The sequence below is a fragment of the Flavobacterium cutihirudinis genome, assembly GCF_003385895.1.
Lineage (GTDB): Bacteria > Bacteroidota > Bacteroidia > Flavobacteriales > Flavobacteriaceae > Flavobacterium > Flavobacterium cutihirudinis.
In genome coordinates, this window is sequence record NZ_QRDQ01000009.1 from 436,157 (window position 1) to 462,239 (window position 26,083).

Annotated in this window: 23 protein-coding genes and 1 tRNA gene; 16 read left to right on the forward strand and 8 right to left on the reverse strand. The window is 32.8% G+C overall.

Features of this window, described 5'->3' with window-relative positions; all coding sequences use genetic code 11:
- Window positions 1-13 precede the first annotated feature (13 nt).
- From BD847_RS12740 to BD847_RS12770, 7 genes are all read left to right on the forward strand, one after another.
- A complete protein-coding gene (locus tag BD847_RS12740; RefSeq protein ID WP_115888650.1) occupies window positions 14-1,138 on the forward strand; it encodes a lactonase family protein in 1,125 nt (374 codons plus the stop codon).
- A gap of 176 nt (window positions 1,139-1,314) precedes the next feature.
- Window positions 1,315-1,839 carry a GNAT family N-acetyltransferase gene (locus BD847_RS12745; RefSeq protein WP_115888651.1) on the forward strand — a complete coding sequence of 175 codons (525 nt, stop codon included), beginning with the start codon at window positions 1,315-1,317 and terminating at the stop codon, window positions 1,837-1,839.
- 58 nt (window positions 1,840-1,897) lie between these two features.
- Window positions 1,898-2,479 (forward strand): LOG family protein, encoded by a 582-nt coding sequence (locus tag BD847_RS12750; protein ID WP_115888652.1) that lies wholly within the window; start codon window positions 1,898-1,900, stop codon window positions 2,477-2,479.
- 82 nt (window positions 2,480-2,561) lie between these two features.
- Window positions 2,562-3,029: an SRPBCC family protein gene (locus BD847_RS12755; RefSeq protein ID WP_115888653.1), complete on the forward strand. Its 468-nt coding sequence runs from the start codon at window positions 2,562-2,564 to the stop codon at window positions 3,027-3,029.
- 103 nt (window positions 3,030-3,132) lie between these two features.
- A complete protein-coding gene (locus BD847_RS12760) occupies window positions 3,133-3,501 on the forward strand; it encodes an iron chaperone (RefSeq protein ID WP_115888654.1) in 369 nt (122 codons plus the stop codon).
- Between the two features lie 55 nt (window positions 3,502-3,556).
- Window positions 3,557-4,456, forward strand: a complete 900-nt coding sequence (locus BD847_RS12765; RefSeq protein ID WP_115888655.1) for a TlpA family protein disulfide reductase — start codon at window positions 3,557-3,559, stop codon at window positions 4,454-4,456.
- A gap of 8 nt (window positions 4,457-4,464) precedes the next feature.
- A complete protein-coding gene (locus BD847_RS12770; protein WP_115888656.1) occupies window positions 4,465-5,145 on the forward strand; it encodes a mutarotase in 681 nt (226 codons plus the stop codon).
- A 36-nt stretch (window positions 5,146-5,181) separates the two neighbouring features.
- Here the strand turns inward: BD847_RS12770 and BD847_RS12775 are convergent, their stop codons facing one another.
- The 3 genes from BD847_RS12775 to BD847_RS12785 are packed head-to-tail and all read right to left on the reverse strand — an operon-like array spanning window position 5,182 to window position 8,359.
- Window positions 5,182-5,547, reverse strand: coding sequence for a VOC family protein (locus tag BD847_RS12775; RefSeq protein WP_115888657.1), 366 nt, complete (start codon window positions 5,545-5,547; stop codon window positions 5,182-5,184).
- An 11-nt stretch (window positions 5,548-5,558) separates the two neighbouring features.
- A complete protein-coding gene (locus BD847_RS12780) occupies window positions 5,559-6,182 on the reverse strand; it encodes a hypothetical protein (protein ID WP_115888658.1) in 624 nt (207 codons plus the stop codon).
- Between the two features lie 29 nt (window positions 6,183-6,211).
- Complete coding sequence (locus tag BD847_RS12785; protein ID WP_115888659.1) at window positions 6,212-8,359, reverse strand: cation:proton antiporter; 2,148 nt, start codon at window positions 8,357-8,359, stop codon at window positions 6,212-6,214.
- Between the two features lie 303 nt (window positions 8,360-8,662).
- Between BD847_RS12785 and BD847_RS12790 the strand changes: the two genes are divergently transcribed.
- From BD847_RS12790 to ypfJ, 8 genes are all read left to right on the forward strand, one after another.
- A complete protein-coding gene (locus tag BD847_RS12790; protein ID WP_115888660.1) occupies window positions 8,663-10,090 on the forward strand; it encodes an L-serine ammonia-lyase in 1,428 nt (475 codons plus the stop codon).
- A 90-nt stretch (window positions 10,091-10,180) separates the two neighbouring features.
- A complete protein-coding gene (gene panB / locus BD847_RS12795; protein WP_115888661.1) occupies window positions 10,181-10,999 on the forward strand; it encodes a 3-methyl-2-oxobutanoate hydroxymethyltransferase in 819 nt (272 codons plus the stop codon).
- Window positions 11,000-11,156: 157 nt separating this feature from the next.
- Entirely contained in the window at window positions 11,157-11,507 is a 351-nt protein-coding gene (locus BD847_RS12800) for a four helix bundle protein (RefSeq protein WP_115888662.1), read from the forward strand.
- 53 nt (window positions 11,508-11,560) lie between these two features.
- Window positions 11,561-12,250, forward strand: a complete 690-nt coding sequence (locus BD847_RS12805) for an RluA family pseudouridine synthase (protein WP_115888663.1) — start codon at window positions 11,561-11,563, stop codon at window positions 12,248-12,250.
- Between the two features lie 75 nt (window positions 12,251-12,325).
- The gene (locus tag BD847_RS12810; RefSeq protein ID WP_115888664.1) at window positions 12,326-13,654 is read left to right on the forward strand and encodes an aldehyde dehydrogenase; all 1,329 of its coding nucleotides are present in this window, start codon (window positions 12,326-12,328) and stop codon (window positions 13,652-13,654) included.
- 122 nt (window positions 13,655-13,776) lie between these two features.
- Window positions 13,777-14,574: a DUF2189 domain-containing protein gene (locus tag BD847_RS12815; RefSeq protein WP_115888665.1), complete on the forward strand. Its 798-nt coding sequence runs from the start codon at window positions 13,777-13,779 to the stop codon at window positions 14,572-14,574.
- An 87-nt stretch (window positions 14,575-14,661) separates the two neighbouring features.
- Window positions 14,662-18,345: a response regulator gene (locus BD847_RS12820; protein ID WP_115888666.1), complete on the forward strand. Its 3,684-nt coding sequence runs from the start codon at window positions 14,662-14,664 to the stop codon at window positions 18,343-18,345.
- 92 nt (window positions 18,346-18,437) lie between these two features.
- Window positions 18,438-19,286, forward strand: a complete 849-nt coding sequence (gene ypfJ / locus BD847_RS12825) for a KPN_02809 family neutral zinc metallopeptidase (protein ID WP_115888667.1) — start codon at window positions 18,438-18,440, stop codon at window positions 19,284-19,286.
- A gap of 201 nt (window positions 19,287-19,487) precedes the next feature.
- Here the strand turns inward: ypfJ and BD847_RS12830 are convergent.
- From BD847_RS12830 to BD847_RS12850, 5 genes are all read right to left on the reverse strand, one after another.
- Window positions 19,488-19,561, reverse strand: a tRNA-His gene (locus tag BD847_RS12830).
- A gap of 77 nt (window positions 19,562-19,638) precedes the next feature.
- On the reverse strand, window positions 19,639-20,355 hold the full coding sequence (gene bshB1 / locus BD847_RS12835) for a bacillithiol biosynthesis deacetylase BshB1 (RefSeq protein WP_115888668.1): 717 nt from the start codon (window positions 20,353-20,355) through the stop codon (window positions 19,639-19,641).
- 84 nt (window positions 20,356-20,439) lie between these two features.
- A complete protein-coding gene (locus BD847_RS12840) occupies window positions 20,440-21,507 on the reverse strand; it encodes a chorismate-binding protein (RefSeq protein ID WP_115888669.1) in 1,068 nt (355 codons plus the stop codon).
- Window positions 21,500-23,530, reverse strand: a complete 2,031-nt coding sequence (locus BD847_RS12845) for a M48 family metallopeptidase (RefSeq protein WP_167443861.1) — start codon at window positions 23,528-23,530, stop codon at window positions 21,500-21,502. The genes BD847_RS12840 and BD847_RS12845 overlap by 8 nt, the downstream gene beginning before the upstream one ends.
- Window positions 23,531-23,596: 66 nt before the next feature.
- Window positions 23,597-24,025: a PaaI family thioesterase gene (locus BD847_RS12850; protein ID WP_115888671.1), complete on the reverse strand. Its 429-nt coding sequence runs from the start codon at window positions 24,023-24,025 to the stop codon at window positions 23,597-23,599.
- 241 nt (window positions 24,026-24,266) lie between these two features.
- On the opposite strand from BD847_RS12850, the gene BD847_RS12855 reads away from it, so the two are divergent.
- The gene (locus tag BD847_RS12855; protein WP_115888672.1) at window positions 24,267-25,778 is read left to right on the forward strand and encodes a right-handed parallel beta-helix repeat-containing protein; all 1,512 of its coding nucleotides are present in this window, start codon (window positions 24,267-24,269) and stop codon (window positions 25,776-25,778) included.
- Window positions 25,779-26,083 lie beyond the last annotated feature (305 nt).

Genomic DNA, 26,083 nt, shown 5'->3' on the forward strand with positions numbered 1-26,083 from the left:
GAAACAAGAAAACTTGAAACTAAAAATAACCTTTATAGCACTTGCCTTTCTGGCACCCCTAAACCTTATTGCTCAAAATACGTATGTTTTTCTGGGTTCATTTAACCGAGATAAAACGGCGGAGGCGATTCAGGTATATCAGTTAGATACTATTAGCGGAAAATTAACCAAAACGGCTTCGGCGAAAAACATAATTAATCCGTCATACTTGACCGTTTCGCCAAATGGAAAGTATGTTTACGCCTGCACCGACACCAAAACTCCAAATGCGGGAAGTATCAGCAGTTTTGAATTTAACCCTGAAAATAAAAGCCTTACTTTTTTGAACAGCCAAAGAAGTGGTGGTGAAAACCCGGTTTATGTCACGGTTCATAAAAGCGGTAAATGGATTGTAAATGCTAATTATACTGAGGGAAGTGTTTCTGTTTATCCGCTTTTAGAAAACGGAGAAATTGATTCGATTGCACAAAATTTTCAATATCTAGACGGAAGTATTAACAAAGAACGACAAACCCGATCGCATATACATTCGGCTGTATTCTCGCCTCAGTTTGATTATTTGTTTTTACCCGATTTAGGTGCCGATAAAATTCGCTGTTATGCTTTCGATGAAAATCAGAAAAAACCTTTGATCGAAACTCAAAATCCTTTCACCAAAACGGATTTAGAAGCTGGTCCAAGACATTTTACTTTTCATCCAAATCAAAAATTTGGTTATTGTATTGAAGAAATGGCGGGCCAAATAAGTGTTTATAAATATGAAAACGGCTCTTTAAGTAAAATTCAGCGCATTGCTACACATTCTGATAAAATAAAAGAAGGTTTTGAAAGTTCGGACATTCATATTTCTCCTGATGGAAAATTTCTTTACGCCACAAATAGAGGAAAAGAAAATAATATTGCTATTTTTTCTATTGATGAAAACGGTCTTTTAAAACACATTGGTTATCAATCAACTCTAGGAAAACATCCGCGAATTTTTGCAATTGATGAAACAGGAAAATTTCTAATTACTTCGAATGTAATTAGTGGAAATGTAGTTGTTTTTAAAAGAGATTTTAAAACAGGCTTACTAAAAAAAATAGCGAAACAAGTTAAAATGGAAAACGTTTCATGTGTACAGATTAAACGGATTTGATTCTCTTATAAGTATGTTTATAGATAATCTTGTCATTTCGAGGTACGAGAAATCTCCACAAGTAGCGCGACAAAGATTGGATTCTCGCTGCGTCCCGAAGCTTCGGGATTGCGGAGATTTCTCGTACCTCGAAATGACAAACTTGGTGTTATCAATCACTAAAAAAACAAAAAAATATGTCAACAAATAATTTCAATTTACAGCCCGATTTCTTAGAAAACGAAATCACAAAATTAATTCCGTTAGAAGAAAAACATTTTGAAGCATTATTTGAAGCCGCTTCCGATCCTTTGATTTGGGAACAGAATCCTGTAAAAGACCGATATACAAAAGACGGTTTTAAAACGTTTTTCGACATCATAGTTACAAAAAGTCCGTTCTTAATTCTTGACAAACAAACCAATGAAATAATGGGAACAACCAGTTTTTACGATTACAATCCCGAAAAATCCAGTGTTGGAATTGGTTACACTTTTATTACAAGAAAATATTGGGGCGGACCTTATAATAAATCAAACAAAAAATTATTAATTGATTATGCTTTTCAGCATGTTGATTCGGTACTTTTTCATATTGGAGCAGAAAATTTTCGTTCTCAAAAAGCCGTTTTAAAACTCGGAGCTGAAAAAACAAATGATATAATGTTTAACATTAATGGAGTCGATGTGCCTTATTTTGAATATGAACTTCGAAAATTGTAAATTATGAATTGTGAAGTACTATTCTAACAACTAACATTTTACATCTAACACTAAACAAATGAAAAGAATAACAGTTTTCTGCGGATCAAGTTTTGGTACCGAAGAAATTTATAAAGAACAAGCCACTTTGCTTGGAAAAACTTTAGCTAAAGAAAACATAGAATTGGTTTACGGTGGCGCAAATGTAGGTTTGATGGGTGCTGTCGCGGATGGAGTTTTAAATGAAGGCGGAAAAGCAATTGGCGTTTTGCCAAATTTCCTGCGTTCTAAAGAAATAGCACATTTAGGTTTAACCGAATTGATTTTGGTGGAAAGCATGCACGAACGAAAAACTAAAATGAATGATTTGTCTGATGGTGTGATTGCGCTTCCGGGCGGTTTTGGAACACTTGAAGAACTTTTTGAAATGCTTACCTGGGCGCAACTGGGACTGCATAAAAAACCTATTGCAATTTTGAATATTAACGGATTTTATGATGCGCTGATTCAATTAACAGAAAATATGGTTGAAAAAGGTTTACTGAAAGAAGTTAATCAGCAAATGCTTTTAGTGAGCGACAATATTGACGATTTGTTAGATAAAATGAAAAATTACGTTGCTCCTACTGTTGGAAAATGGATTGATAAAGAAAAATCATAAATCAAAAGTGGTTCACTAGAAGCACGTAAATTAAGTAATTAAGCGTTATATTTACTTTCCAATAATTTTCACCCGAAACAACATGAAAACAGAAAACAACAAATTCGCAAAAGCTGAAATGCTAATTAGAAAACCGGTTTCAGAAGTTTTTCAGGCATTTATTGATCCCGAAATCACAAGTAAATTTTGGTTTACTAAAGGTTCGAGAAAATTAGAAGAAAATCAAAAAACCGAATGGACTTGGGAAATGTATGGTTTTTCGCTTTCGGTTACGACTTTGGTCTTACAGGAAAATAAAAAGATTGTAATTGAATGGGGAAATCCGGATGAAATTACTTTAGTAGAGTGGATTTTTAGTCCGTTGAACGAAAATGAGACTTTTGTGAGTATCACTAATTCCGGTTTAAAAGGAGATACTGATAAAATAATCGATCAGGTTCGAAATTCAACCGAAGGTTTTACTTTGGTTTTAGCAGGTGCAAAAGCGTATTTAGAACACCAATTGCAACTTAATTTAGTTCTGGATAGATTTCCGAAAGGTTTAGCATAAATGCGTTTAAAATTTCAGGTTTCAGGTTTCAGGTTTCAGGTTTCGAGCAGAACTTGAAGCTTGAAGCTTGAAACTTGAAACTTGAAACAAAAAAAATAAAATCATGGAAGTTAAAAAACCCGAAAACATAGACGAATACATTGGCGGATTTCCAAATGATGTTCAGGAAATTTTGGAGAAAGTACGAATGACAATTCAGAAAGCAGCGCCAGAGGCTAAAGAAAAAATCAGTTATTCGATGCCGGCTTTTGAGCAAAATGGAATTGTTGTTTATTTTGCTGCCTTTAAAAATCACATTGGACTTTATGCTTTACCAAGCGGACATGAAGCTTTCGCAGCTGAACTTTCGAAATATAAATCTGGAAAAGGTTCTGTACAATTTCCTTTAAAAGAGAAAATGCCTTATGATTTGATTACAAAAATCGTAAAATTCAGAGTGAAGGAAAATCTTGAAAAAGCGAAAAAGAAATAAATTTACTTCAACTATCTTTCTTATATTCGGCTAAAGCTGGATCAAATCTTTATCTATGAAAAAACTGCACTTTTTCTTTTTTGTCTTTTCATTGTTTTCAAGTCATTTCATTTTCGCTCAGGATGAAGCTACTATAGAAAAAGAAATTCTGGAATTACACAAACCAACAAGAATAATTAACGATTCTATTGTTAAACTACAGAAAGAAGTGTATCAAAAAATTGAAGTCGAGATAGATTCCGTTATCAAAAATAAATTAATACTTCGTTTAGATAGTTTAGAAAATGCGAAAGATCAAAATGCTATAAATGAATTAAAACTTGATTTTATTTTTGCTAAGAAACATCCAAATTCTTTAGCATCCTTAAAATTAATGCGAAGAAATGTAGGTCGTTTTACTGGTATGAATTTTTACGATACTTATGTGGATGTTTTCCAAAATTTTTCTCCCGAAATTAAAAATTCTGAAGAAGGGAAAGAAATGTCCGAGAAATTGAAATATTTCAACCAAAGTAAAGTAGGAAGCATTGCTCCAAATTTTAGTCTAAAAGATATTGATACTAAAACTATTTCTCTCACCGATTTTAAAGGCGAAAAATACATCTTAATTGATTTTTGGGCGAGCTGGTGCGCACCCTGCAGAGAAGAATTGCCATACATTAAAGAATTGTATAAAAAATATCAGCCACAAGGTTTAGAAATTATTAGCATTACGAAAGATGAAAAATCAGATCTTTGGAAAAAAGCTATTGAAAAAGAAAAAATTGAATCCTGGAAGCACATTTCAATTTTAGAAAATCAAAGCACGATCGATAAAGATTATTTCGTTAACGGAATTCCGCATAAAGTTTTAATTGACAAAAACGGAATTATTATTGGTAAATGGAAAGGCGGCGGAGAAAATAACAAACATGATTTACAACAGCTTTTAAAATCTGTTTTTGAAGCTGAATAATTTTTAGAATGAATTTACAAGAACATTACAATCAACTTTACAAGAAATCTTCTGAAGCCATTTTAGAAGGAAATTACAATTTAGATTCTCAAATAAATAATACATCTGATTCACGCTTCGGACTTACTTTACTGATTCGTCCGTCACAGGAAATCAAAGCAAATATTCAGTTGTTTTTAGATGAATTAAAAACCATTGAACCAGAACAATATTATTATCCGGATTCGGATATTCATATTACGGTTCTTTCGATTATTTCTTGTTATGAAGGCTTTACTTTAGATAAAATTAAAGTCGAGGATTATATTGAAATCGTTCAAAATAGTTTGACTGATTTAGATAAAATTAAAATCGAATTTAGAGGTATTACAGCTTCACCTTCTGCGATAATGATTCAGGGATTTCCAACAGACGAATCTTTAAATGTTTTAAGAGATAAGCTACGCGAAAATTTCAAAAAATCACCTTTAGAACAAAGTATCGATAGTCGTTATAGTATTTCGACGGCACATTCGACGGTTATGCGTTTTCAGGAACCACTCCAAAATCCGAAAAAGATAATTGAGATTGCTGATAAATTTCGTCATTATGATTTTGGGAAATTTACAGCCGAAAATTTAGAACTGGTTTATAACGATTGGTATCAGCGTGAAGAAAATACAATTCACGTAAAAGATTTCAATCTTTAAAAACTTTGCGCCTTGGCGTCTTTGTGGCAATAAACATTACTTTTTAAAAGTTCCAAAATGCCATAAAACGCCAGAAGGATCGTGAAGAAAGCATTCACTTCCCCAATCTAAATATTTTACCGGAGTTAGTTTTACTCCTTCATATTTTTCGGGAAGATTTAATGCTGCAAGTTCGTTGTAATATCTTTCTGTATCATCAACTTCCAGAAAAATCATGGTGTTTTCGATCCATTCTTTTGCATAATAATCTTGCAGATAAAATGCTGTTTCATCATTTTTAAAAACCGAAAAATTATGAGCTAAAACTATTTCTTCAAATCCTAAATCACGATAAAAGCTTCTCGATATTTCGAAGTTTTTTGCTCCGATAAAGGGACGGATTGATTTGATTTTGTGTTGCATGGTACAAATATCTAAACAGATTTAAAATTTCTATGAATATCGGAAAGTTCATCTTTTTGCTCTTGATCAAAATATTTTTCAAGCAAATTACAATAAGATAAATAGGCCCAACATTCCCCAAATTTCAAATATTGACTTTGGGGAATTTGTTTTTTTTCAAGACATTTTTTTAAAATCTTAACTCTTTTGCTTTCGTCTACTTCTATTATTTTTCCTATTTGCTCAATTTCAGAATCTAAAAATCTATCTTTTAGAGATTTCATATCTTTCATTTCCTCCCAATTATTTCGAGCTGAAAATCCTTGATCGACACGTCGAAACCTATTCTTTGCTAGAGCAAATATCAACTCATCCTTTCTTTCAAAATCAAGATTGTGATTCTTGAGTTCAATCCAAAACAATTCTATGTCAACACCAATTGCTTCATTCCAAAAAGGCAAAAACATTTTACTAATTGATTTAAGCTGTGTAAGAGTACAATACTTTTCATTAATTATTTTCAGATATTCATCTCCAGAATTAACGAATGCCTTTTTTGATTTTACATCAAGATATTTCGATTTCTCTATAATCAGTCTCCCAATCTCAATTATCTGAGATAGTTTTCTGATGTAATCTTCTTTTATATTACTCAAAATACTTTTCTACAATTAAAGTCTATATTTTATCCTTTCTTCAAAATATTCCCTAAACCACGACCAATTTGTTCAATAGCTTCTAAACCTTTTGTCAATGGTGTTGCTGTAAAATCTTCATAGGCATCCATAGCACTTTCTTTTCGGTCGTCTTGCGGATAAACCAGAATGATATTGTTATCATTAAAGAATTTCTCGAATTTCTGCGGAATTCTTTCGAAAATAGACTGATAAGAAACGGAACCTTTTCTCGATAAATTGAAAACAATTAAATCAGTTGGTTTTATTTCGTCTGAAATAGCTTCAAAATTATCCCATTCGATAACACTTTTAAAGCCTAATTTCGCATTTAATCTAAGGTTATTGGCAATTGCCTGAATAGCCTGATGAGTTTTGTAATCGGCATAAAGTACAATCGGAATACTTAATTCCTGAGATAATCTGCAGATTTTCTGTAATAAAAGTTGAAATCCAATTCCTCTTTCAGAAAATGGCGGACAAATGAAAACCAATCTTTTTTCTTCAATAAAATTAGTTGGAAACCTACAGATAAATAAGCTTTTATCGACATTGTTGATAATCGAATCTACATTTTCTCCAAAAATTTTATCCAGAAATCCAGTCTTTTTCGGCCAGCCAATAATCACAATATCCGACATGATTTCTTTAGAAGTTCTCGCAATTCCGCTCGCCGGATTATGGTCAATTCTTGCAATTGTATTTATTTTTACTTCTGAAGCTGATCCCTGAATAACGAATTTATCAACTGCTTTTCGATACTTTAAAATATTTTTTTCAGCCTGATCATTATTCGGTACAATCGTTAATAAAGTAACCGGATTTGATGATTTTTTATCTTTAATCAAAAGCGCAAAATCCAATAAACTAGCTGTCGCAGAAGTTTTGGCTAACGGAATTAAAATATGCTCATCGAGAATCTGATCTTTATCTGCATCTTCATGAGAAATTTCTTCCTCGCAAATTGCGATTTTTTTGGCCGCTTTTTCAGTTGCAAAAGAAGCTACAATACATGTAATTAAAATCAGAATAATAGTTCCATTTAAAATATTTTCATCTAAAATTTTGGCTTTAAAACCCACTAAAATTACAGCCAAAGTTGCCGCTGCGTGCGCACTGCTCAATCCGAAAATAAGCTGTCTTTCGGTTCTGGTATATTTAAAAACGAACTGCGTAAAAAAAGCTGCTGTCCATTTTCCAAAAATAGCAACCACACTTAAGGTTGCTGCTACAATTAATGCCGTAGGTCCGCTTAAAATGACGCTTACATCAACCAACATTCCAACAGAAATCAGGAAAAAGGGAATAAACAATGAATTCCCAATAAATTCGATTCGGTTCATCAAAGCCGATGAATGTGGAATTAAAGGATTCAATGCCAAACCGGCAACGAAAGCACCAATTATAGGCTCTACTCCCGCTACTTCGGCTAAAAAGGCAGCAAAGAAAACGACTGAAAGTACAAAAATATAATGAGCGTGTTTTTCACTTTCCAATTTCTTGAAAAACCATTTGGCTATTCTCGGAATCACTAAAAACATAATCGCGGAAAATATCGCTAATGAAACAGTCAATTTTATCCAAAATGCCTGATTTAAGTTACCCTGGCTACTTCCCATAATTACTGCCAAAATGATCAAAACAGCAGTATCGGTCAAAATTGTTCCACCGACAGTTATGGCAACGGCTTGATTTTTTGCAATTCCTAATTTACTCACAATCGGATACGCCACCAAAGTGTGTGTCGCAAACATACTTGCCGTTAAAAAACTAGCATTAAAATCATATTGCAGTAAATAATAACACACCGGAAAACCAATAGAAAGCGGAATAATGAAAGTAAAAAAACCGAATAGTAAACTCTTGTTTCGATTTGCTTTGAATTCATTCATATCCAACTCAAGTCCTGCAATAAACATAATATACAAAAGTCCGATTGTTGAAAATAAAGTAACAGCCGAATTTTTTTCTAAAAGATGCAAACCATGCGGACCAATGATAACTCCTGAAATAATTAATCCAATTATCCCCGGAATATTTATCTTTTTTAATAAAATTGGAGACAGCAGAATAATAAAAAGTATTAAAGAAAAAATCAATACTGGATTAGTGAGGGGTAATTCGAATTCGTGTAAAAAATGCCTGAAAAATTCTATCATATTGTAATTTTATGCTTTGTGGTATTGTAATCGCAAAAAGACATTTTCAGAATTCAAAAAGAAATTCTTTGAAGTAATTTTTAATTATACCAAACAATTTAAGCTGTTTTAGTGTAAGGCTCTCTACAAAAATACCGAAAAAACACTAACTTTCTACGTAAACTGCATATTAAGCAATTAAATTTATTTCATTGCCGAATTAATAATATTTAATATCATTTTTAACAAAAGCTCAACATTAACAATCAAAATCGATTCATCATTGCATTATTCAATTATCTTTGTCTTAACAAAAATGAAACAATGGAAGAATGTATCTCTGTTTTTGATATGCTTAAAATTGGTGTTGGACCTTCATCCTCACATACTTTGGGTCCCTGGAGGGCCGCTGAACGCTTTTTGGAAGAGCTGAAAAGTGAAGCAATTTTAGATCAGGTAAAGCGAATAAAAGTCGATTTATATGGTTCTCTTTCTCTGACCGGAAAAGGTCACGCAACAGATTTATCTGTTATGCTTGGTTTAAGTGGCCAAGATCCCGAATATATTCCCGTTGATAATATTGCCGGAATTATCAAAAATATTGAAGATAATAACGAGATCAATCTTGCCAATGAATATAAAATTCCGTTTTATTTTTTGCAGGATATTGTTTTCAACAAAGACTTTTTACCCTTTCATGCCAATGGTTTAAGATTTACTGCTTATAAAAATGATGATTCGGAATATGAATCTACTTTTTATTCGATTGGGGGCGGTTTTGTTGTAAAAGAAGAACGTGAAAATGCCAAAATAAAAGAGGTTATAAAATGTGCTTTCCCGTTTCCGATTCAAAATGCGGTTGAGCTTTTGAATTATACGATTTCTGAAAACAAATCGATTTCTGAAATTGTTTATGAAAATGAAAAATCAATGCGTTCTGAAGAAGTAATTCATTCAGAATTAATGCGCATTTGGAATACGATGTTGGAGTGTATGTACATTGGCTGTCACTCTGAAGGAATTCTTCCGGGCGGACTTCATGTGCGTCGAAGAGCTTTTGACATGCACCAAAATTTGATTGGCTTATCCAATTATACAGATCCACAATCCTGGTTGCAGGAAATCAGAAAAACGGAAGTTAAATTCCGCCAAATCCTAAAATGGGTTAGCTGTTTTGCCTTGGCGGTAAACGAAGTAAATGCTTCTTTAGGAAGAGTCGTTACGGCACCAACAAATGGAAGTGCCGGTGTAATTCCTGCCGTTTTAATGTATTATATGGTAATTGAAAACCATAATGCAGGCGAAAAAGAAATCAAACAATTTTTAATGGTTGCGGGAGAAATTGGAAGCATCTTCAAAAAAGGATCGACAATTTCGGCTGCAATGGGTGGCTGTCAGGCTGAAATTGGTGTTTCGTCATCAATGGCGGCGGCGGCGCTTTGCGAATTAATGGGCGGTACTCCAGCTCAAGTTTTAATGGCTGCCGAAATTGCCATGGAACATCATTTAGGTTTAACCTGTGATCCTATCGGAGGTTTGGTTCAGATTCCATGTATCGAAAGAAATACGATGGGAGCTATTAAAGCCATAAACGCCGCAGAATTAGCTCTTGAAACCGATTCAAAAAACGCAAAAGTGCCTTTAGACAAAGTAATCAATACGATGTGGCAAACGGCTAAAGACATGAATTCCAAATACAAAGAAACCTCTGAAGGCGGATTGGCAATTGCGGTAAATATGGCCGATTGTTAAAATTTATTACTTAATTTTGCAAACTTAAAATCACGTTTTAAAGACAAACACTGTTTTTAAAATCATTACAAAAAACTAAAACACTACAGAATGTCAGTTGCTAAAAAAGATTATAAAAGAATCACTACCAAATCATTAATTGAAATGAAAAGCAATGGAGAAAAAATCTCTATGCTTACCGCGTACGATTATACAATGGCCAAAATTGTTGATACTGCTGGTGTTGATGTGATTTTAGTGGGCGATTCTGCATCAAATGTGATGGCGGGTCATGAAACAACTTTGCCAATTACTTTAGATCAAATGATTTATCATGCTTCATCTGTAGTTCGCGCTGTCGATAGAGCGTTAGTTGTAGTTGATTTGCCTTTTGGAAGTTATCAATCAGATCCAAAAGAGGCATTACGTTCTTCTATCAGAATCATGAAAGAAAGTGGCGGACATGCTGTGAAATTAGAAGGCGGAAAAGAAATTAAAGAATCAATCAAAAAAATATTAAACGCTGGAATTCCGGTTATGGGACATTTAGGTTTAACGCCTCAGTCTATTTATAAATTCGGAACTTACACTGTTAGAGCAAAAGAAGAACAAGAGGCAGAAAAATTAATTGAAGATGCTAAAATTCTTGAAAAACTTGGTTGTTTTGCAATAGTTCTGGAAAAAATACCTGCTGATCTTGCTAAAAAAGTAGCCGACAGTATTTCTATTCCTGTTATCGGAATTGGTGCCGGAGGCGGTGTCGACGGGCAAGTTTTAGTAATTCACGATATGTTGGGAATGAATAATGAATTCAGCCCGCGTTTCTTGCGTCGTTATTTAAATTTATATGAATTAATGACTAAAGCAATTGGACAATATGCTGCCGATGTGAAGTCAAGCGATTTTCCTAATGCAGGGGAACAGTATTAATTTCTAGACTTTCTTAGACTTCTTAGATATTAGACTCCTTAGACTTATGTTTTATATTTTTAAATCTAAAAATTTTAAATTAATTTCAAATCTAAGTAAGTCTTAAATAAAAATCTAAGAAGTCTAAGTCAGTCTAAAAATTTAATAATCTTAAAAAATGCATCAATTTAAAGAGCTTTTAATTTGGAAAAAAAGCAGATTATTTTGTTCTAAAATTTATTCGATAACTGCAACATTTCCTAATGAAGAAAAGTTTGGAATAATTAATCAGTTAAGAAGAGCATCGGTTTCAATTCCTTCAAATATAGCAGAAGGTTCTTCAAGAAACTCCAACAAAGATTTTGCAAGATTTTTAGAAATTGCAATTGGATCAGCTTATGAAGTTGAAACACAACTTCTAACTTCATCGGATCTAGGTTTTATTAATGAAGAAAACACCTATGAATTAATCAATATGTTGGAAGAAATAACTAAAATGACGTCAAGATTTAGAGCAACTCTATTATAAATCTAAAAATTCTAAGAAGTCTAAGTCAGTCTAAAAATCTAAGCAAGTCTAATATGAAAATTCTTTCTAATAAAGATAACTTACAAATTTTGCACGAAGACAATCACATTATTGTGGTTAACAAACGTGTAGGCGATATTGTACAGGGAGATAAAACGGGAGACAAACCTTTGTCTGATGTTGTGAAAGAATATATTAAAGCAAAATACAATAAACCTGGTGATGTTTTTCTCGGTGTAATTCATCGTTTGGACAGACCAACAACCGGAATTGTGGTTTTTGCCAGAACCAGCAAAGCTTTATCCCGAATGAACGAATTGTTCAGCAATCGTGAAACTAAGAAAACTTATTGGGCGGTTGTAAAAAACAAACCTTTGGAAGCTAGCGCCAAATTGGTTCATTATTTAAAAAGAAACGAAAAAAATAATACTTCAAAAGCGCATTTAAAAGAAGTTCCGGATAGTAAACTGGCAAGCCTGGACTACAAAATAATTAAAGAACTTCAAAATTATACCGCTTTAGAAATAAATCTTCATACGGGTCGTCATCATCAAATTAGAGCGCAATTGTCGGCAATTGGTTCTCCAATAAAAGGCGATTTAAAATATGGCGCTGACCGAAGCAATCCTGACGGAGGCATACATCTTCATGCCAGAAAATTGGTTTTTATTCATCCTGTATCAAAAGAAAACATTACAATTATAGCACCAACGCCAGATGAAACAATTTGGAATGCGGTGTGATTTTATGATATAATTGTTAATTTTTTAATTATTAGTGATTAACTTGCATAGAGAAAAAAACAAGCTAATCATAAAATGGACTACAAAAACGACATCCGATACAGAAAGGAAACGCTTAAAAAATTATTGCACAACATCCAGAAAAGCGAAGATCTAATTGTTAAAGCGTTGTATGATGATTTTAAAAAACCTGAATTTGAAGCTGTTTTAACCGAAACAAATTATGTTATTTCGGAATTAAAAGACACGATTAAAAATATCCACGCGTGGGCAAAACCGAAAAATGTTTTTCCTTCCCTACTCAATTTCCCTTCAACCGATTATATCTACAAAGAACCTTACGGAAATGTTTTAGTCATTGCTCCGTGGAATTACCCATTTCAATTGGCATTATGTCCTTTAATTTCTGCCGTTGCTGCCGGAAACAGAGTGGTTTTAAAACCCTCAGAACTTACTCCGCATACTTCGGCAATTATTGCGAAAATTATCGAAAAAACATTTCATGTTAATCATGTTGAAGTTTTTGAAGGAGGCATTGAAGTCTCTAATAAACTACTCGCAAAACGTTGGGATTATATTTTCTTTACCGGAAGTGTGGCTGTCGGTAAAATTGTAGCAAAAGCTGCTGCTGAAAACTTAACCCCAGTAACATTAGAACTTGGAGGAAAAAACCCTTGTATAATTGATGAAACAGCAAATTTGAAACTTGCTGCCAAAAGAATTGTTTGGGGGAAATTTATGAATGCCGGTCAGACTTGTATTGCTCCGGATTATATTTTGGTTCAGAAAAACATGAAAATAAATTTCATCAAATTCTTAATGGATGAAATTATAAAAGCATATGGCAAAAAAATAGACAAATCACCAGATTTTGCGCGTATCATCAATACCAAAAACTGGCTGCGTCTGGACAGTATGATTGAACGCGATAAAATTATTTTTGGAGGCGAAACCAATGCAGACCATCTTTACATTTCACCAACACTTATTGACGAACCAAGTCTTGATAGTCCTGTAATGAAAGAAGAAATTTTTGGCCCAATTTTACCAATTCTAACTTATGAAACAGAATCAGAACTCGAAAATGTTATAAGTCGTTACGAAAAACCTCTGGCTTTTTATGTTTTTAGTGAAAACGATGCGTTTGCAAAAAAAATGATTACTTCATATTCTTTCGGAGGAGGCTGTATAAATGACACTGTTGTACATTTCTCAAACAAACGTTTGCCATTTGGCGGTGTGGGACATAGCGGAATCGGAGCTTATCATGGTCAATTAAGCTTTGATATATTTTCTCATCATAAAGCGATTGTCAAAAAAGCAAACTGGCTCGATCTGCCAATGCGATATGCTCCTTACAAAGACAAATTAACCTCACTTAAACGTTTACTGGACTGGTTGTAACCTACGAAAACATTTTCGTAATGTTTTCGTGATTTTCATATTGGATTGATAAAAAATATTATATTTACGTCAGAAGTTTTTAACTGAAATTACAAGAATATAAAAACAATTTTATTACCAAAATGAAATCTACACTTGATCAAATCGAAAAAATCAAAAAAAATGGTTACAGCTTAAATTTTGCGCCAATTTTTGACCATGCTTTCGAAAATTTTAAAAAAATATCACTTTACTCAGCTTTAATAATTTTACTTTTTTCATTTATTTTCGGGATCGCGATTTTTGGTGTCATTGCAACTTTTTTTGGTATCGAAACAATCTCAAAAGATTTATTGAACGGCCTTGAAGTGCAAAATCTTTCAATCCCTCAATTGCTTCTTTCGACTGTTGGCGTAGCTTTTGTAACCGCTTTAATTGCTCCTTTTGGTGCCGGTTTCTTAAAAATGGCCGATTGTGCAGACAAAGATGAAGAATTCAATGTTTCTACAATTTTTACATTTTATAGAGCTCCTTATTTCATACAGATATTCACGGCAACTTTAATTTTAGCAACGGTAAGTTCTGCCATTTCTAATGCAATTGAGAGTGCTGGTTTTATATTTCTTGGAGCAGGTCTTTCAGGATTTATAAGTTTTTTTACTTACCTGACTGTTCCTTTAATCATTTTTGGAAAACTAAATGCCTTAGATGCAATTAAGTCGAGTATAATTGTGGTTGCAAGAAATCCGTTAATGATTTTTGTTTTGTTTATTGTGGGTTATTTAGGTTCTTTAATTGGAGCGTTTGCTTGTGGTATCGGAATACTCTTTACACTTGCTTACAATACTTCAATGACATATGCTACCTATTTTGCCATTTTTACTATTGAAGAACAAGAGGACTCAATCGATTCGATTGGACGTTCAGATGATTTAGAATAAAATCGAAAATTCGAATCAAAAAGAGCCTAACCTACTCTTTTTAGAATTTTCAAATGCTAGTTACTAAACCACAACACCCCAAAATCTATGGTAGAGAACTATAGTTTTTATGATTTATTCATTTCAGGACTTGCCACTGTTGGCAATAACCTGGAAATAATTATTAAAAACTGGTATGTTTTCAATCCGGATATTATCTTTTATAACAACCCTAAACTTATACTTTTAGGGTTATCTCTTGTTGCATTTTTATCACTTTTAGTTTATCAGTTTTTCAAAATAAAAGCCAAGATTGGTTATTTTATCGAAAAGAAGAAAGAGACTGAGACAATAAGCAAAGAGTATCAATTGTATATTTTATTCTTTGGAATTGCGGTTATAGTAATTGAAATTATAAATGAAATTTTCAAAATAAGACCTAAAAGCCTATTACTTGTTAATGTTTCTATTGGCTGTGTGGTTCTTCTTATTTATCTGATTACTGATAAAATAAAGTGGCTGAGAGATCAAATTCAGCAAATTTTCATCTTTTGTTTCTTTATCTATATAAGTTATGTCGCCTACAACATTATTCACCTTTCAAATGATGTAGTTCCGGTAATCGTATTTTTAATCTCATTTTTCTTCTCTTACAATATTCTCAAACCCATAAAAATTTACTGGTTTTTCGTTGCACTTGTTTTCATTTTTCTGATTTCAACAATTGTATTACACTCCATTCCGACTAAATCATCTGTACTTTTAATCAATTTCTGCATTCTGATTTTCATTATCAATCAGGTAAAATATGCCGTTTTATTAAATAATCGAGATAATTTCAGATTTTCAAATGAGATTGTACACAAAGGAAACTCTCTAACTATTGCTACAAATGAAAAGGGAGAATTATTGTTTTGCAGCGAAACCATCACTTCAATCTTGGGTTATAATCGGGATGAAGTTCTTGAAATGGAATTTTGGAACTTAACAGAAGATTCCGAATTTAATCCTGAAAATCACTATAAAAACTATATTGACAACCGTTTATATATTCGTAAACTAAAAACTAAAAAAGGAGAATACAAATACATACAGTGGAAGGACAAAAAATTCTCCGAGAATTTAATTATCAGTATTGGTCAGGACGTTACGGAGCAGATAATTGTTCAGGATCAATACAAAAACTTAATTCAGACCGCAACAGATATTATTTTCGAAATAAGCAGTGACGGTCATTTTACCTTTATCAACGAATTTGGCTTTGCAATTCTGGGGTATTCTGAAAGCGAGGTTCTGTTACAACATTATTCAAATTTCATACATGAAGATTACATTAAAAATGCTGTAGATTTTTATGAAAATTTGGAACAAAATGAAGGTCATTACCCAACAATTGAAATTCCTATTTTAAAGAAAAACGGAGAGGAACTCTGGATTTCACAAAAAGTAATTGTCCGCAAAAATGATCTGGGCGAAACAACCGGTTTTGCAGGTATCGCGAGAGATATTACAAAAATTAAAAACATAGAAAACGAAAAGCGCAGACGATTAGAAAAAATCGAAGCCTATAACAATTCAACAAAAAAATTATCTACTACTGATTTTCGTGAATTTGATAATTTGCCAAATGTTATCAACTTTATAATTGAAGAAGCTGCTTTTGTTTCAAAGGCAAATCGGGTAAGTTTCTGGAAATTTTCTGAAGATGTTATTACCTGTAAAAATCTGTTTAGTAGAGATAATCAAACATTAGAAGATAAAAATATTCTAAACAAAGAATCCTATCCGATTTATTTTGATACTTTAAAAAGTAAAGCCATTATAAATGCACCCGACGTTTTTGATAAACTGGAAACTTCGGAATTTCAGGAAATTTACTTTACCAAAAACAAGATAAAATCGATGCTCGATGTTCCTATTTTTCTAAATGGACAACTGGCTGGAGTCGCTTGTTTTGAAAGTACCGGAGAAAAACGGGAATGGGATAATGAAGATATCAACTATGCTAAAACAATTGCTGATGTAATTTCATTGGCAATTTCTTCTCAAATGCGTTTAAAAGCAGAGAAAAAACTCGAACTAAAAAGTGAATTACTTTCTGCTTTAGCATTATGTACAGAAAAGTTTTTATTAAGTCAGAGTCCAAAAAAAATGTTTCAGGAAACCTATGACATTGTTGGAAAAGCTTCAAAAGTGGATCATATTTTTTATTATGAAAAAGATTTTGAGACCAATCTGATAAGTCAGAAACATAAATGGTCAAAAGAAGGCATTCAAAACCAAATAACAGAATTACAAAGTTTTACAGAAGAAAATTTAAAGGAAATTGTTACTCATTCTCAAAACAAAAAAATCTTAAACACACTAACCAGAAATCTGGACGAAACCTTTTTTAAAAAATTATTACTCGCAAATGAGATTAAGTCAATCCTAATTTTACCATTATACACTAACAATATTTTTTCAGGTTTCATTGGCTTTGATGATTGTACGAAAGAAAGAAGATGGACCGACGATGAGATTAATATTTACCAGACATTGGCAAACAATATTTCATCGGCTTTAGACCGAAATAGAAATCAGGCCAAGATCAAGGAAAGTGAAGATGCTATTAAAGCGAAAGAACTCGCAGAGGCTGCTAATAAATCTAAATCTGATTTTCTTGCCAACATGTCTCACGAAATCCGAACGCCATTAAACGGCATTATAGGATTTACACATTTACTGATGAAAACCAATCTTGAAGAAATTCAGGAAAAGTACATGACGACAATTAATCAATCTGCTCATTCTTTGCTGGAAATCATCAATGACATTCTTGATTTTTCGAAAATTGAAGCCGGAAAACTTGAGCTTTTCATTGATTTGTACGATCTTCAAAAAATTCTGGGCCAGATATTCGACCTGATTCTTTTCGAATCCAACCAAAAAAAACTTAAACTAGAGCTTAATATAGACCAAAATGTACCAAAATACATTTGGACAGATATTGTTCGTTTAAAACAAATTCTTATCAATCTTTTGTCCAATGCGGTAAAATTTACGCACGAAGGCACTATAAAACTTAATGTAACCGTACTTGAGCAGAAAACAGATGATTTTTTTCTGATTCGTTTTGCTGTAATAGATACCGGAATCGGAATTTTAGAAAAAAACCAAAAGAAAATTTTCAAAGCTTTTTCTCAGGAAGACAGTTCTACAACCAGAAAATTTGGCGGAACAGGTTTAGGACTGACCATTTCGAATCAATTATTAGCCCTTATGGAAAGTCGCCTTCAATTGACCAGCAAAATCAATGAAGGAAGTAATTTTTTCTTTGATTTAAACTTAAAAATCAGCAACGAAATAGTAAGCGAAAAATTCAGAGAAATTGTCAATCGAAACAACCAGGAACATACTTTTAATTATACTTCAAACCAGAAAAAAGCAGTCATTCTTATTGTTGAAGACAACAAGGTAAATATGCTTCTTTTGAAAACAATTATAAAAAACCTAAATATCAATTGCATTATTTATGAATGCGAAAATGGCTATGAAGCTGTAAACCGAATAGAAAGCATTAAGCCCGATTTAGTTTTCATGGACATCCAGATGCCAATTATGAATGGTTATGAAGCTACAAAAGCAATCCGAGTAACTGAAAACGGAAAGAACATTCCGATAATAGCAGTAACAGCCGGTGCCGAAAAAGAAGAAAGAAACAAATGCCTTTCTGCGGGAATGAACGACTACATCTCAAAACCAATAATTCGTGGCACTGTAGAAGAAGCTTTGCGAAAATGGTTAGATTAGTGCAAACAAAAATGTATCAAGCAACTTATTATTGCTAAAAAATATATAATTTAGTACTAAACAAAACCCAAAAAGTTAAAATTCAATTTACTATGAAATGGCAAGGAAGAAGACAAAGCGATAATGTTGAAGACAGAAGAGGCTTATCTGGCGGAAAAGTCGCTGTTGGCGGAGGTGTTATTGGTATCATAATTTTGTTATTAAACGTTTTTGGTGGAGAAACCGGCCAAACTGTAGGATCAGCATTGGAACAAATTCAAGGCGGACAAACTCAAACCGAAACTGCCGCTCCTTTAAGTAAGGAAGACGAAGAAATGGGCAATTTTGTTCGCGTTATTCTTGCAGATAATGAAGACATCTGGAGCAAAATTTTTGAGGAAAACGGCATGACCTATAAAAAACCAAAATTAGTGCTTTTTAGAGGCTCTGTTAATACCGCTTGTGGCGGAGCATCTTCAGCTTCCGGGCCTTTTTATTGTCCGGGCGATCAAAAAGTATATATGGATTTAGGTTTCTTTGAAGAACTTAAAACTAAATTTGGCGCTAAAGGAGGCGATTTTGCAATAGCGTATGTTATAGCGCATGAAATTGGTCATCATATTCAGACTTTGTTAGGTACATCTGCAAAAATGCGTCAGGCACAGGAGGGAAAAAGTGAAGCTGAAGCCAATAAACTATCTGTTGCACTGGAACTTCAAGCCGATTTTTACGCTGGAGTTTGGGCACATTATAATCAGCAAAATTTAGATACGGGAGATATTGATGAGGCTTTAAGTGCTGCCAATGCTGTTGGTGACGATGCTATACAAAGCAAAATGCAGGGACATGTTGTTCCCGATTCTTTTACCCACGGATCGTCCGAACAAAGAATGTACTGGTTTAAAAAAGGTTTTAAAACCGGCGATATTAAACAAGGGACAACCTTTGAAGAAATTCAATAATACAGAAACCAAATATAATAACCACCAAGAAAAGCACAACTTAGCAGTTGTGCTTTTTTTTATGAAATTCCAATAAAAAAAAATCCAAATTCCAAAATTGTATACTTTGGAATTTGGAATTTCAAAAAATTGGAATTTTATTTTTTTTGTTTTCGACCGAAAACAAAAAAAGCCTTGAATTTCTTCAAGGCTTTAAATCTGGGTGGCTGACCGGGTTCGAACCGGCGACCCGCGGCACCACAAACCGCTACTCTAACCAGCTGAGCTACAACCACCATTTTTGCTTAGCGAGTGCAAATATAGAACAAAGGTTCAGTTCTACAAAGAAAAAAATGAAAAATTTTCATAAAAATTAAATCAAATTTTCTAAGCTATTGACTGCCAAACATCTTTCAACTGTAAAACCTTCAGCAAAATCTTTCCCAACAAGTCGTCCTAAGTCCTGCGCACGATAATTTAAGCTTTCAAAAAAGTTTTTGCTTGTAATAGGCGTTGCAGGTTCACTTGAATTTGGATCGTAAAATTGTGTTTTATATGCTGAAATTGCTTCTACTTTCTTTTTTTCGAAACCAGTAATATCTACCACAAAATCTGGAGTAATATTTTTCCATTGAATATAATGATAAACAACTTTTGGTCTCCACGCTTCTTGTTTCTCTCCATCGACAGAAGTTTCGATTTTCATCAAACCCGATAAAAAGCAAGCATCAGAAACCAATTTACTTCCTTTACCGTGATCAATATGGCGATCGTCAATTGCATTGCATAATACAATTTCAGGTTTGTATTTTCGGATCATTTTTATAACCTCTAATTGATGCTTTTCATCATTCGTAAAAAAACCATCACGCATTGCTAAATTTTCTCTCACAAGAACACCTAAAATCTTTGCTGCGTCTTTTGCTTCCTGATCTCGTATTTCAGCTGTTCCACGCGTTCCTAATTCGCCGCGCGTTAAATCTACAATACCTACTTTTTTCCCTAAGGAAACTTCTTTTAAAATGGTTCCCGCACAACCTAATTCTACATCATCAGGATGCGCACCAAATGCTAATATGTCTAATTTCATTATCTATATTTTAGTGACAGTTTACAGTCGCAGTATTCAGTCTCAGCAAAACTGAAAACTGCGACTGCGACTGCAAACTTATTTTTATTTTATTTTCAATACTCTCTTCATCGTCATCGATTTATTGACGCTTTCTTCCCATTCTTTTTCTGGAATACTTTCTTTTGTAATACCGCAGCCCATATACAGAATGGCTTTGTTTTCCTGAATCTGCATGCATCGTAAATTTACAAATAAATCGGAACTTGAATTTTCTCCGGAAAAACTGCTGTTTAATTCTCCTAGAAAACCGGTATAAAAAGTTCTTTCATACTTTTCATTTTCTAAAATAAAAGCCTTTGATTTCTTCTTTGGAAGTCCGCAAACTGCGGGAGTTGGATGCAGCGTATCAACAACCTCTTCTAAAGTTGAATTACCTTTTAAAACTCCCGAAATATCGGTTTTAATATGCCAGATTGATCCGGCCTTTAAACTGTAAGGCTCAGAAACCACAACCGAAGCTGTAAATTCTCTAAGTCGCTTTACAATAAAATCAGTTACAAATTGCTGTTCGTCTTTTTCTTTTTGCTGCCAAACGATTTCTGTTTGGTTATTATCTTTTTGCGTTCCCGCTAAAGCCATAGTCTCAAAAACATTTCCGTTTGCTTTTAGAAGTTTTTCCGGAGTTGCACCCATCCACATTCCAATTTTTGGGTGAAAAAAGCAATAACAGAAAGTCGCTGGATACAATTGAACCAAGTGCTGAAAAGTTTCAATAAAATCAAATTCAGACAAAGGCACTTCTTCACTTCTCGACAAAACTACTTTTTTGAATTCTTCGTTTTTTATCGCTTGAATTCCTTGAGCAACCAAATATTCATATTGAAATTTAGCTTCAGGATCAAAACCTAAATCTTCAATTTCTTTGGTTTCAAATGAAGTCGCGACTTTTTCAACTGTAATAATTTCTGATTCGTTTTCTGGAATCAGAATTAATTGTTTTTCATCAAAAGAAGCAAAAACAAAACCTTTTTCACTGTAGTCAGAAACTTTAAACAGTGTGTTATTTTGCTGTAAAATACCAACCAGATTTGTTGTATTGGGTTTTGAATAAAGTACAAAAGGCAAATTTTGTTCTTTATGTTTTTTTATTTTTAAGAAAAAATTATTCATGTTTTTGTAAAAGTTGAACCTGAAAATCTAAGAGTTCTTTTTTTGTTTGAAAGTAGGTATTTGATAGAACAATTTGATAATCTCGTATAGCCTGAGATAATATTGCTATATTTTCTTCTACATATACATTAGCGCTAAAATATCTCCATTCTTCAGATAAATATTTATTAAATGCAACTCTCATATCAACCGTTATTGCATTTTTATGCAGATTATCTTCGAGCATTTTTTGAATCTGAGTCTTAAATATTTCTTCTTCTGTATTAAGTAAATCCATATTTCTTTTTATTACATCATAAGGCAATGTATGATACATAAAGTCTGAAGCATTTACGATTTTGATATAATATTGAAACTTTTCATCATAGCTTTTGTCTTGCTCAAAAAAAACATCATAATATTTTTTGAGTTCTTCTTGCTTATTTTGATTGTTTGCTAATCCGAAAAAATACGAATAAATCTTAATATCATTTTCTTTGATTTGCTTTTTAATTTCTTTTAAATCAATTTCTAATCTATCGATCAATTCGCCACAATTTTTCGACAAGATTTTGTGTCCATCATAATTGAATGATTTTATTTTAAAATCTCCACATAAAATCTGTTTCAAAATAGCAATATCATTTTCCAAAGAAATAGCACAATAAACCAAATCAATTGCTGCATTATTAAATAAATCATTTAGCTCATTCTTATCCGATTTTAAAACAGATTCATTCGCATGCAGTTCAAAAGCTTCCAGATCCGGATTTTTATTATCATAGTAATGATTGTAAATTTCATTAAATGATTCTGATAAAAACTGAGTTTCAAAATCTTCAAAAAACTTTTCATTTTGGTTATACACAACAGCCTCAGAATACGAAACTGCCGAAAAAAGCTTTTCCGTAAATTTGCTTTGCAAATCTGCACGATTATTTAACAGAGATGTTGCGAGCTTGTTACTCTCTTGAGATTTTACAAAATTTAATTTTTCCAACTCCAAAATCCTGTCTTCAATACTAGGATGTGTATCCCATTTATTCTCAATGACAAGTTTAGATTTATTGTATCTGTTCAAGAAATCTGTTGTTAATTGCGGTAAATCGTTCTGAATCTGCAATTTACTTTTACCTGCTATAAAGTTCATTACCAAAGTTTGCTGTTCGTAAACATTTTTGGTTGTTATTGATTCTGAAATTTTATTACCGTAATAATCCAAAACTTTGTTAAAAGAATGATTTGCTAAATCCAAACGCAATAAAGATGTAATTAATGGCTGAGATCCTGTCACACTTGCCGCCACAGCATCTGCATGAAACTCCATTTGTCTGGACAAACCATAATAACTCAAATTTACAACTTGATAAACCTGTCTTAAAATCCATTGAATTCCTTGAACAATCTTAACGGCTATTCCTGCAAAAAATGCAAAATAACCATTCACACTTCCCCAGCTTTGCGCAATCGAATTGTATGAATCATTGTTATAAAGCATATTATGTATAATCCTGTTTACATTATAAACATAACTGCCCACTTTCATACTTCGTTGCGAAAAATGACCAAATTCGTGAGCCAGAATCGCCTTTAATTCCAATTCTGAAACTGAGTTTATAAGTCCCACACCAATTTGAAGATTTTTTTTGATTGGCAAAAACATGCTCCAAAAATTAGAATCATAAAAAACTGATGCATTCACATCTGAAGATAAATAAACTTTTTTTGGAAAATCTGTTTTTACAGCATTTACAATTTCCTGAATAAACTCAAAAAGTTTAGGTTCTTCTTCTTTTGTAATTTCAACTAAATGCGAACTATCAATTACGTTTTTTTCAAACATAAACTTGAATAGGAAAATCAAAACCAAAAGTCCCATACACATTAATCCTGCGCCAAGCATAACAGTAATAAAAGTTGGTTTTGTAATGATAATTTTCCATCCTACAAAACCCGCCGCAAAAGTAAGTCCAATTCCGGATAAAATTAAAAGCAGGTAAACTATAAAAAAGAAGATAATCGAAAGAATCGCTTTAATGGTCATCTTTTTAAATGTCGAGGAAACTGATGCTGTATTTTTCTGAATCATAAATAAAGGAAAATGCTTGTTTTAAATTTTCTTTCTGTCTAAAACCATATTCGTCAATTTGCAAAGCGAAACCAAATTACCTTCTTCATCGGTAATTTTAATTTCCCATAAATGAAGACTTCTTCCTTTATGAATAATTCTGGCTGTCCCAAAAACATAACCTTCGCGAATACTTTTTAGATGATTTGCCGAGATTTCGATGCCTCTTACCTCCTGCTCTTTCGGATTGATAAAAAAGAAAGAAGCCGCACTTCCTACACTTTCTGCCAAGGCTACAGAAGCTCCGCCGTGCAACAATCCCATTGGTTGATGAACACTCGGATTTACAGGCATTTTTGCAGTTAAAAAATCTTCTCCGGCGTCGATATATTCAATTTTTAGCGTCTCCATTAAGGTGTTTTTAGAAAACTCATTACAACGCGCCAAAATCTGTTCTTTTGTATAATTCATTAAAATAAACTTTAAAATCGTAAAATTAAAGAAAGATAAGACACAAATTGAAAAATCCAAATCTAAAATTTAAAAATCAAATTCAAACCTGTAGGTTTTTTGTTATTTTTACAGAAACAATCAAATCTTTGGCTGATTTTTTTTTCGCCACAGATTACACAGATTAACACAGATTTATTTTTTTAACGCATTGCGGAAAATCTTTTTAATCCTCTTAATCTGTGGCTAAAAAAACTTTTAAATGCGTCAATACTTTGCAATCTTCGTTCTGAGTTTAATTTTAGTTTTCAGCTCTTGCCGAACTGACTTTGATACCGTTGCCAGTACTGGAGATTTAAAGTTTTCAAAAGACACTGTTTATTTGGATACTGTTTTTAAAAACATTGGTTCGAGCACGTATCAATTGAAGGTTTACAACCGAAGTAAAAATGACATTTCAATTCCAACTATTCAATTTAAAAAAGGCTTAAACTCTAAATACAGAATGACTGTTGACGGCATGAGCGGCACAAACGGAAAGCTTTTTAAAGACGTTACACTTTTAGCCAAAGACAGTTTATATATTTTTATTGAAACTACTGCAGATATTACAGATGCCAACCCAACTGATTTTCTGTATACAGATGAAATTCAGTTTGACAGTGGAACGAATCTTCAGGAAGTAGCATTGGTTACTTTAATTCAGGATGCCATTTTCTTATATCCAAATCAAAATCCAGACGGAACAAAAGAAAAAATCAAAATCGACGGTAAAGATGTTGACGGATTTTATTTAAGCGAAAATGATCCTGTAAACGGAAATGAACTTCTTTTTACCAAACAAAAACCCTACGTAATATATGGTTACGCCGGAGTTCCCGAAAATAAAACCATAACTTTTGAAGCTGGAGCCAGAGTTCACTTTCATGCCAATTCCGGATTATATGTCGGCAAAAATGCTTCGCTTCAAATTAACGGAACAACTTCAACAACTGAAAAACTTGAAAATGAAGTTGTTTTTGAAGGTGATCGTTTAGAATCACTTTACTCTGATATTCCGGGACAATGGAAATCGGTTATTATTGAAAATGGAAGCGACAATCATTCCATCAATCATTTGACTTTAAAAAATGCTGTAACCGGATTAGACATAAGAAATACCGCAAATACAATTCAATTAAAAAACACCCAGATTTACAATTGTGTTGAATATGGTATTTTAGGACAAAACAGTAAAATTGTTGGCGAAAACATTGTAATTAATTATGCTGGTTTAGCTAGTTTATCTTGCATTTACGGCGGAAATTACAATTTTACGCATTGTACATTTAACAACAATTGGCAAAACGGCTCCCATTTTGCAGTGAACTTAAGTAATAGTTTGGCTGGCGCGACTCCGGAAACAAATCCTTTAACTCAGGCCACTTTCAATAATTGTATTATTTATGGTTCAAGCACGAACGAATTTAATTTAGATATAAACACAAATACTCCATTTGTTTATCAATTGAATAACTGTCTTTTAAAATTCAGCAGTTCATCAACAGATCCTAATTATCAGTTTAAAACCGATACAGAACATTACAACAATATCATTCTAAATGAAAATCCGAGGTTTTATAATGTAAATCAGAATAAATTCAATATCGATAAAACATCTTCTGCTTTCGCGAAAGGGAATCAGGCGTATATCATTCCATTGGATATTTTAGGGATTACAAGAACTTCTCCGCCTGATTTGGGTGCTTATCAGAGTCAGGATTTCCCGAAGTAATTTTTTCACCATATAAGTAATTTAAGAAAATTTAAGCTCGTTGTGTTTTTTGCTCGCAAAGTCGCAAAGTCGCAAAGTTTTAGACAAAAACTTAAAAAAAAACTTTGCGACTTTGCGTCTTTGCGAGATTCATTTTTATCCACTTTGCAATTTTCTCGGATATTCTTTAGAAAAATTTGTAATTAAATTTTAAGAATCACTTTCATCTTGTAAAGTACTTTTTTGACTCAAATTTTAAAAACAGCAATAGTTTACACGCAAAAAATGACGATTAAAAAATGTTAAATTTCGTATGAAACAAACAG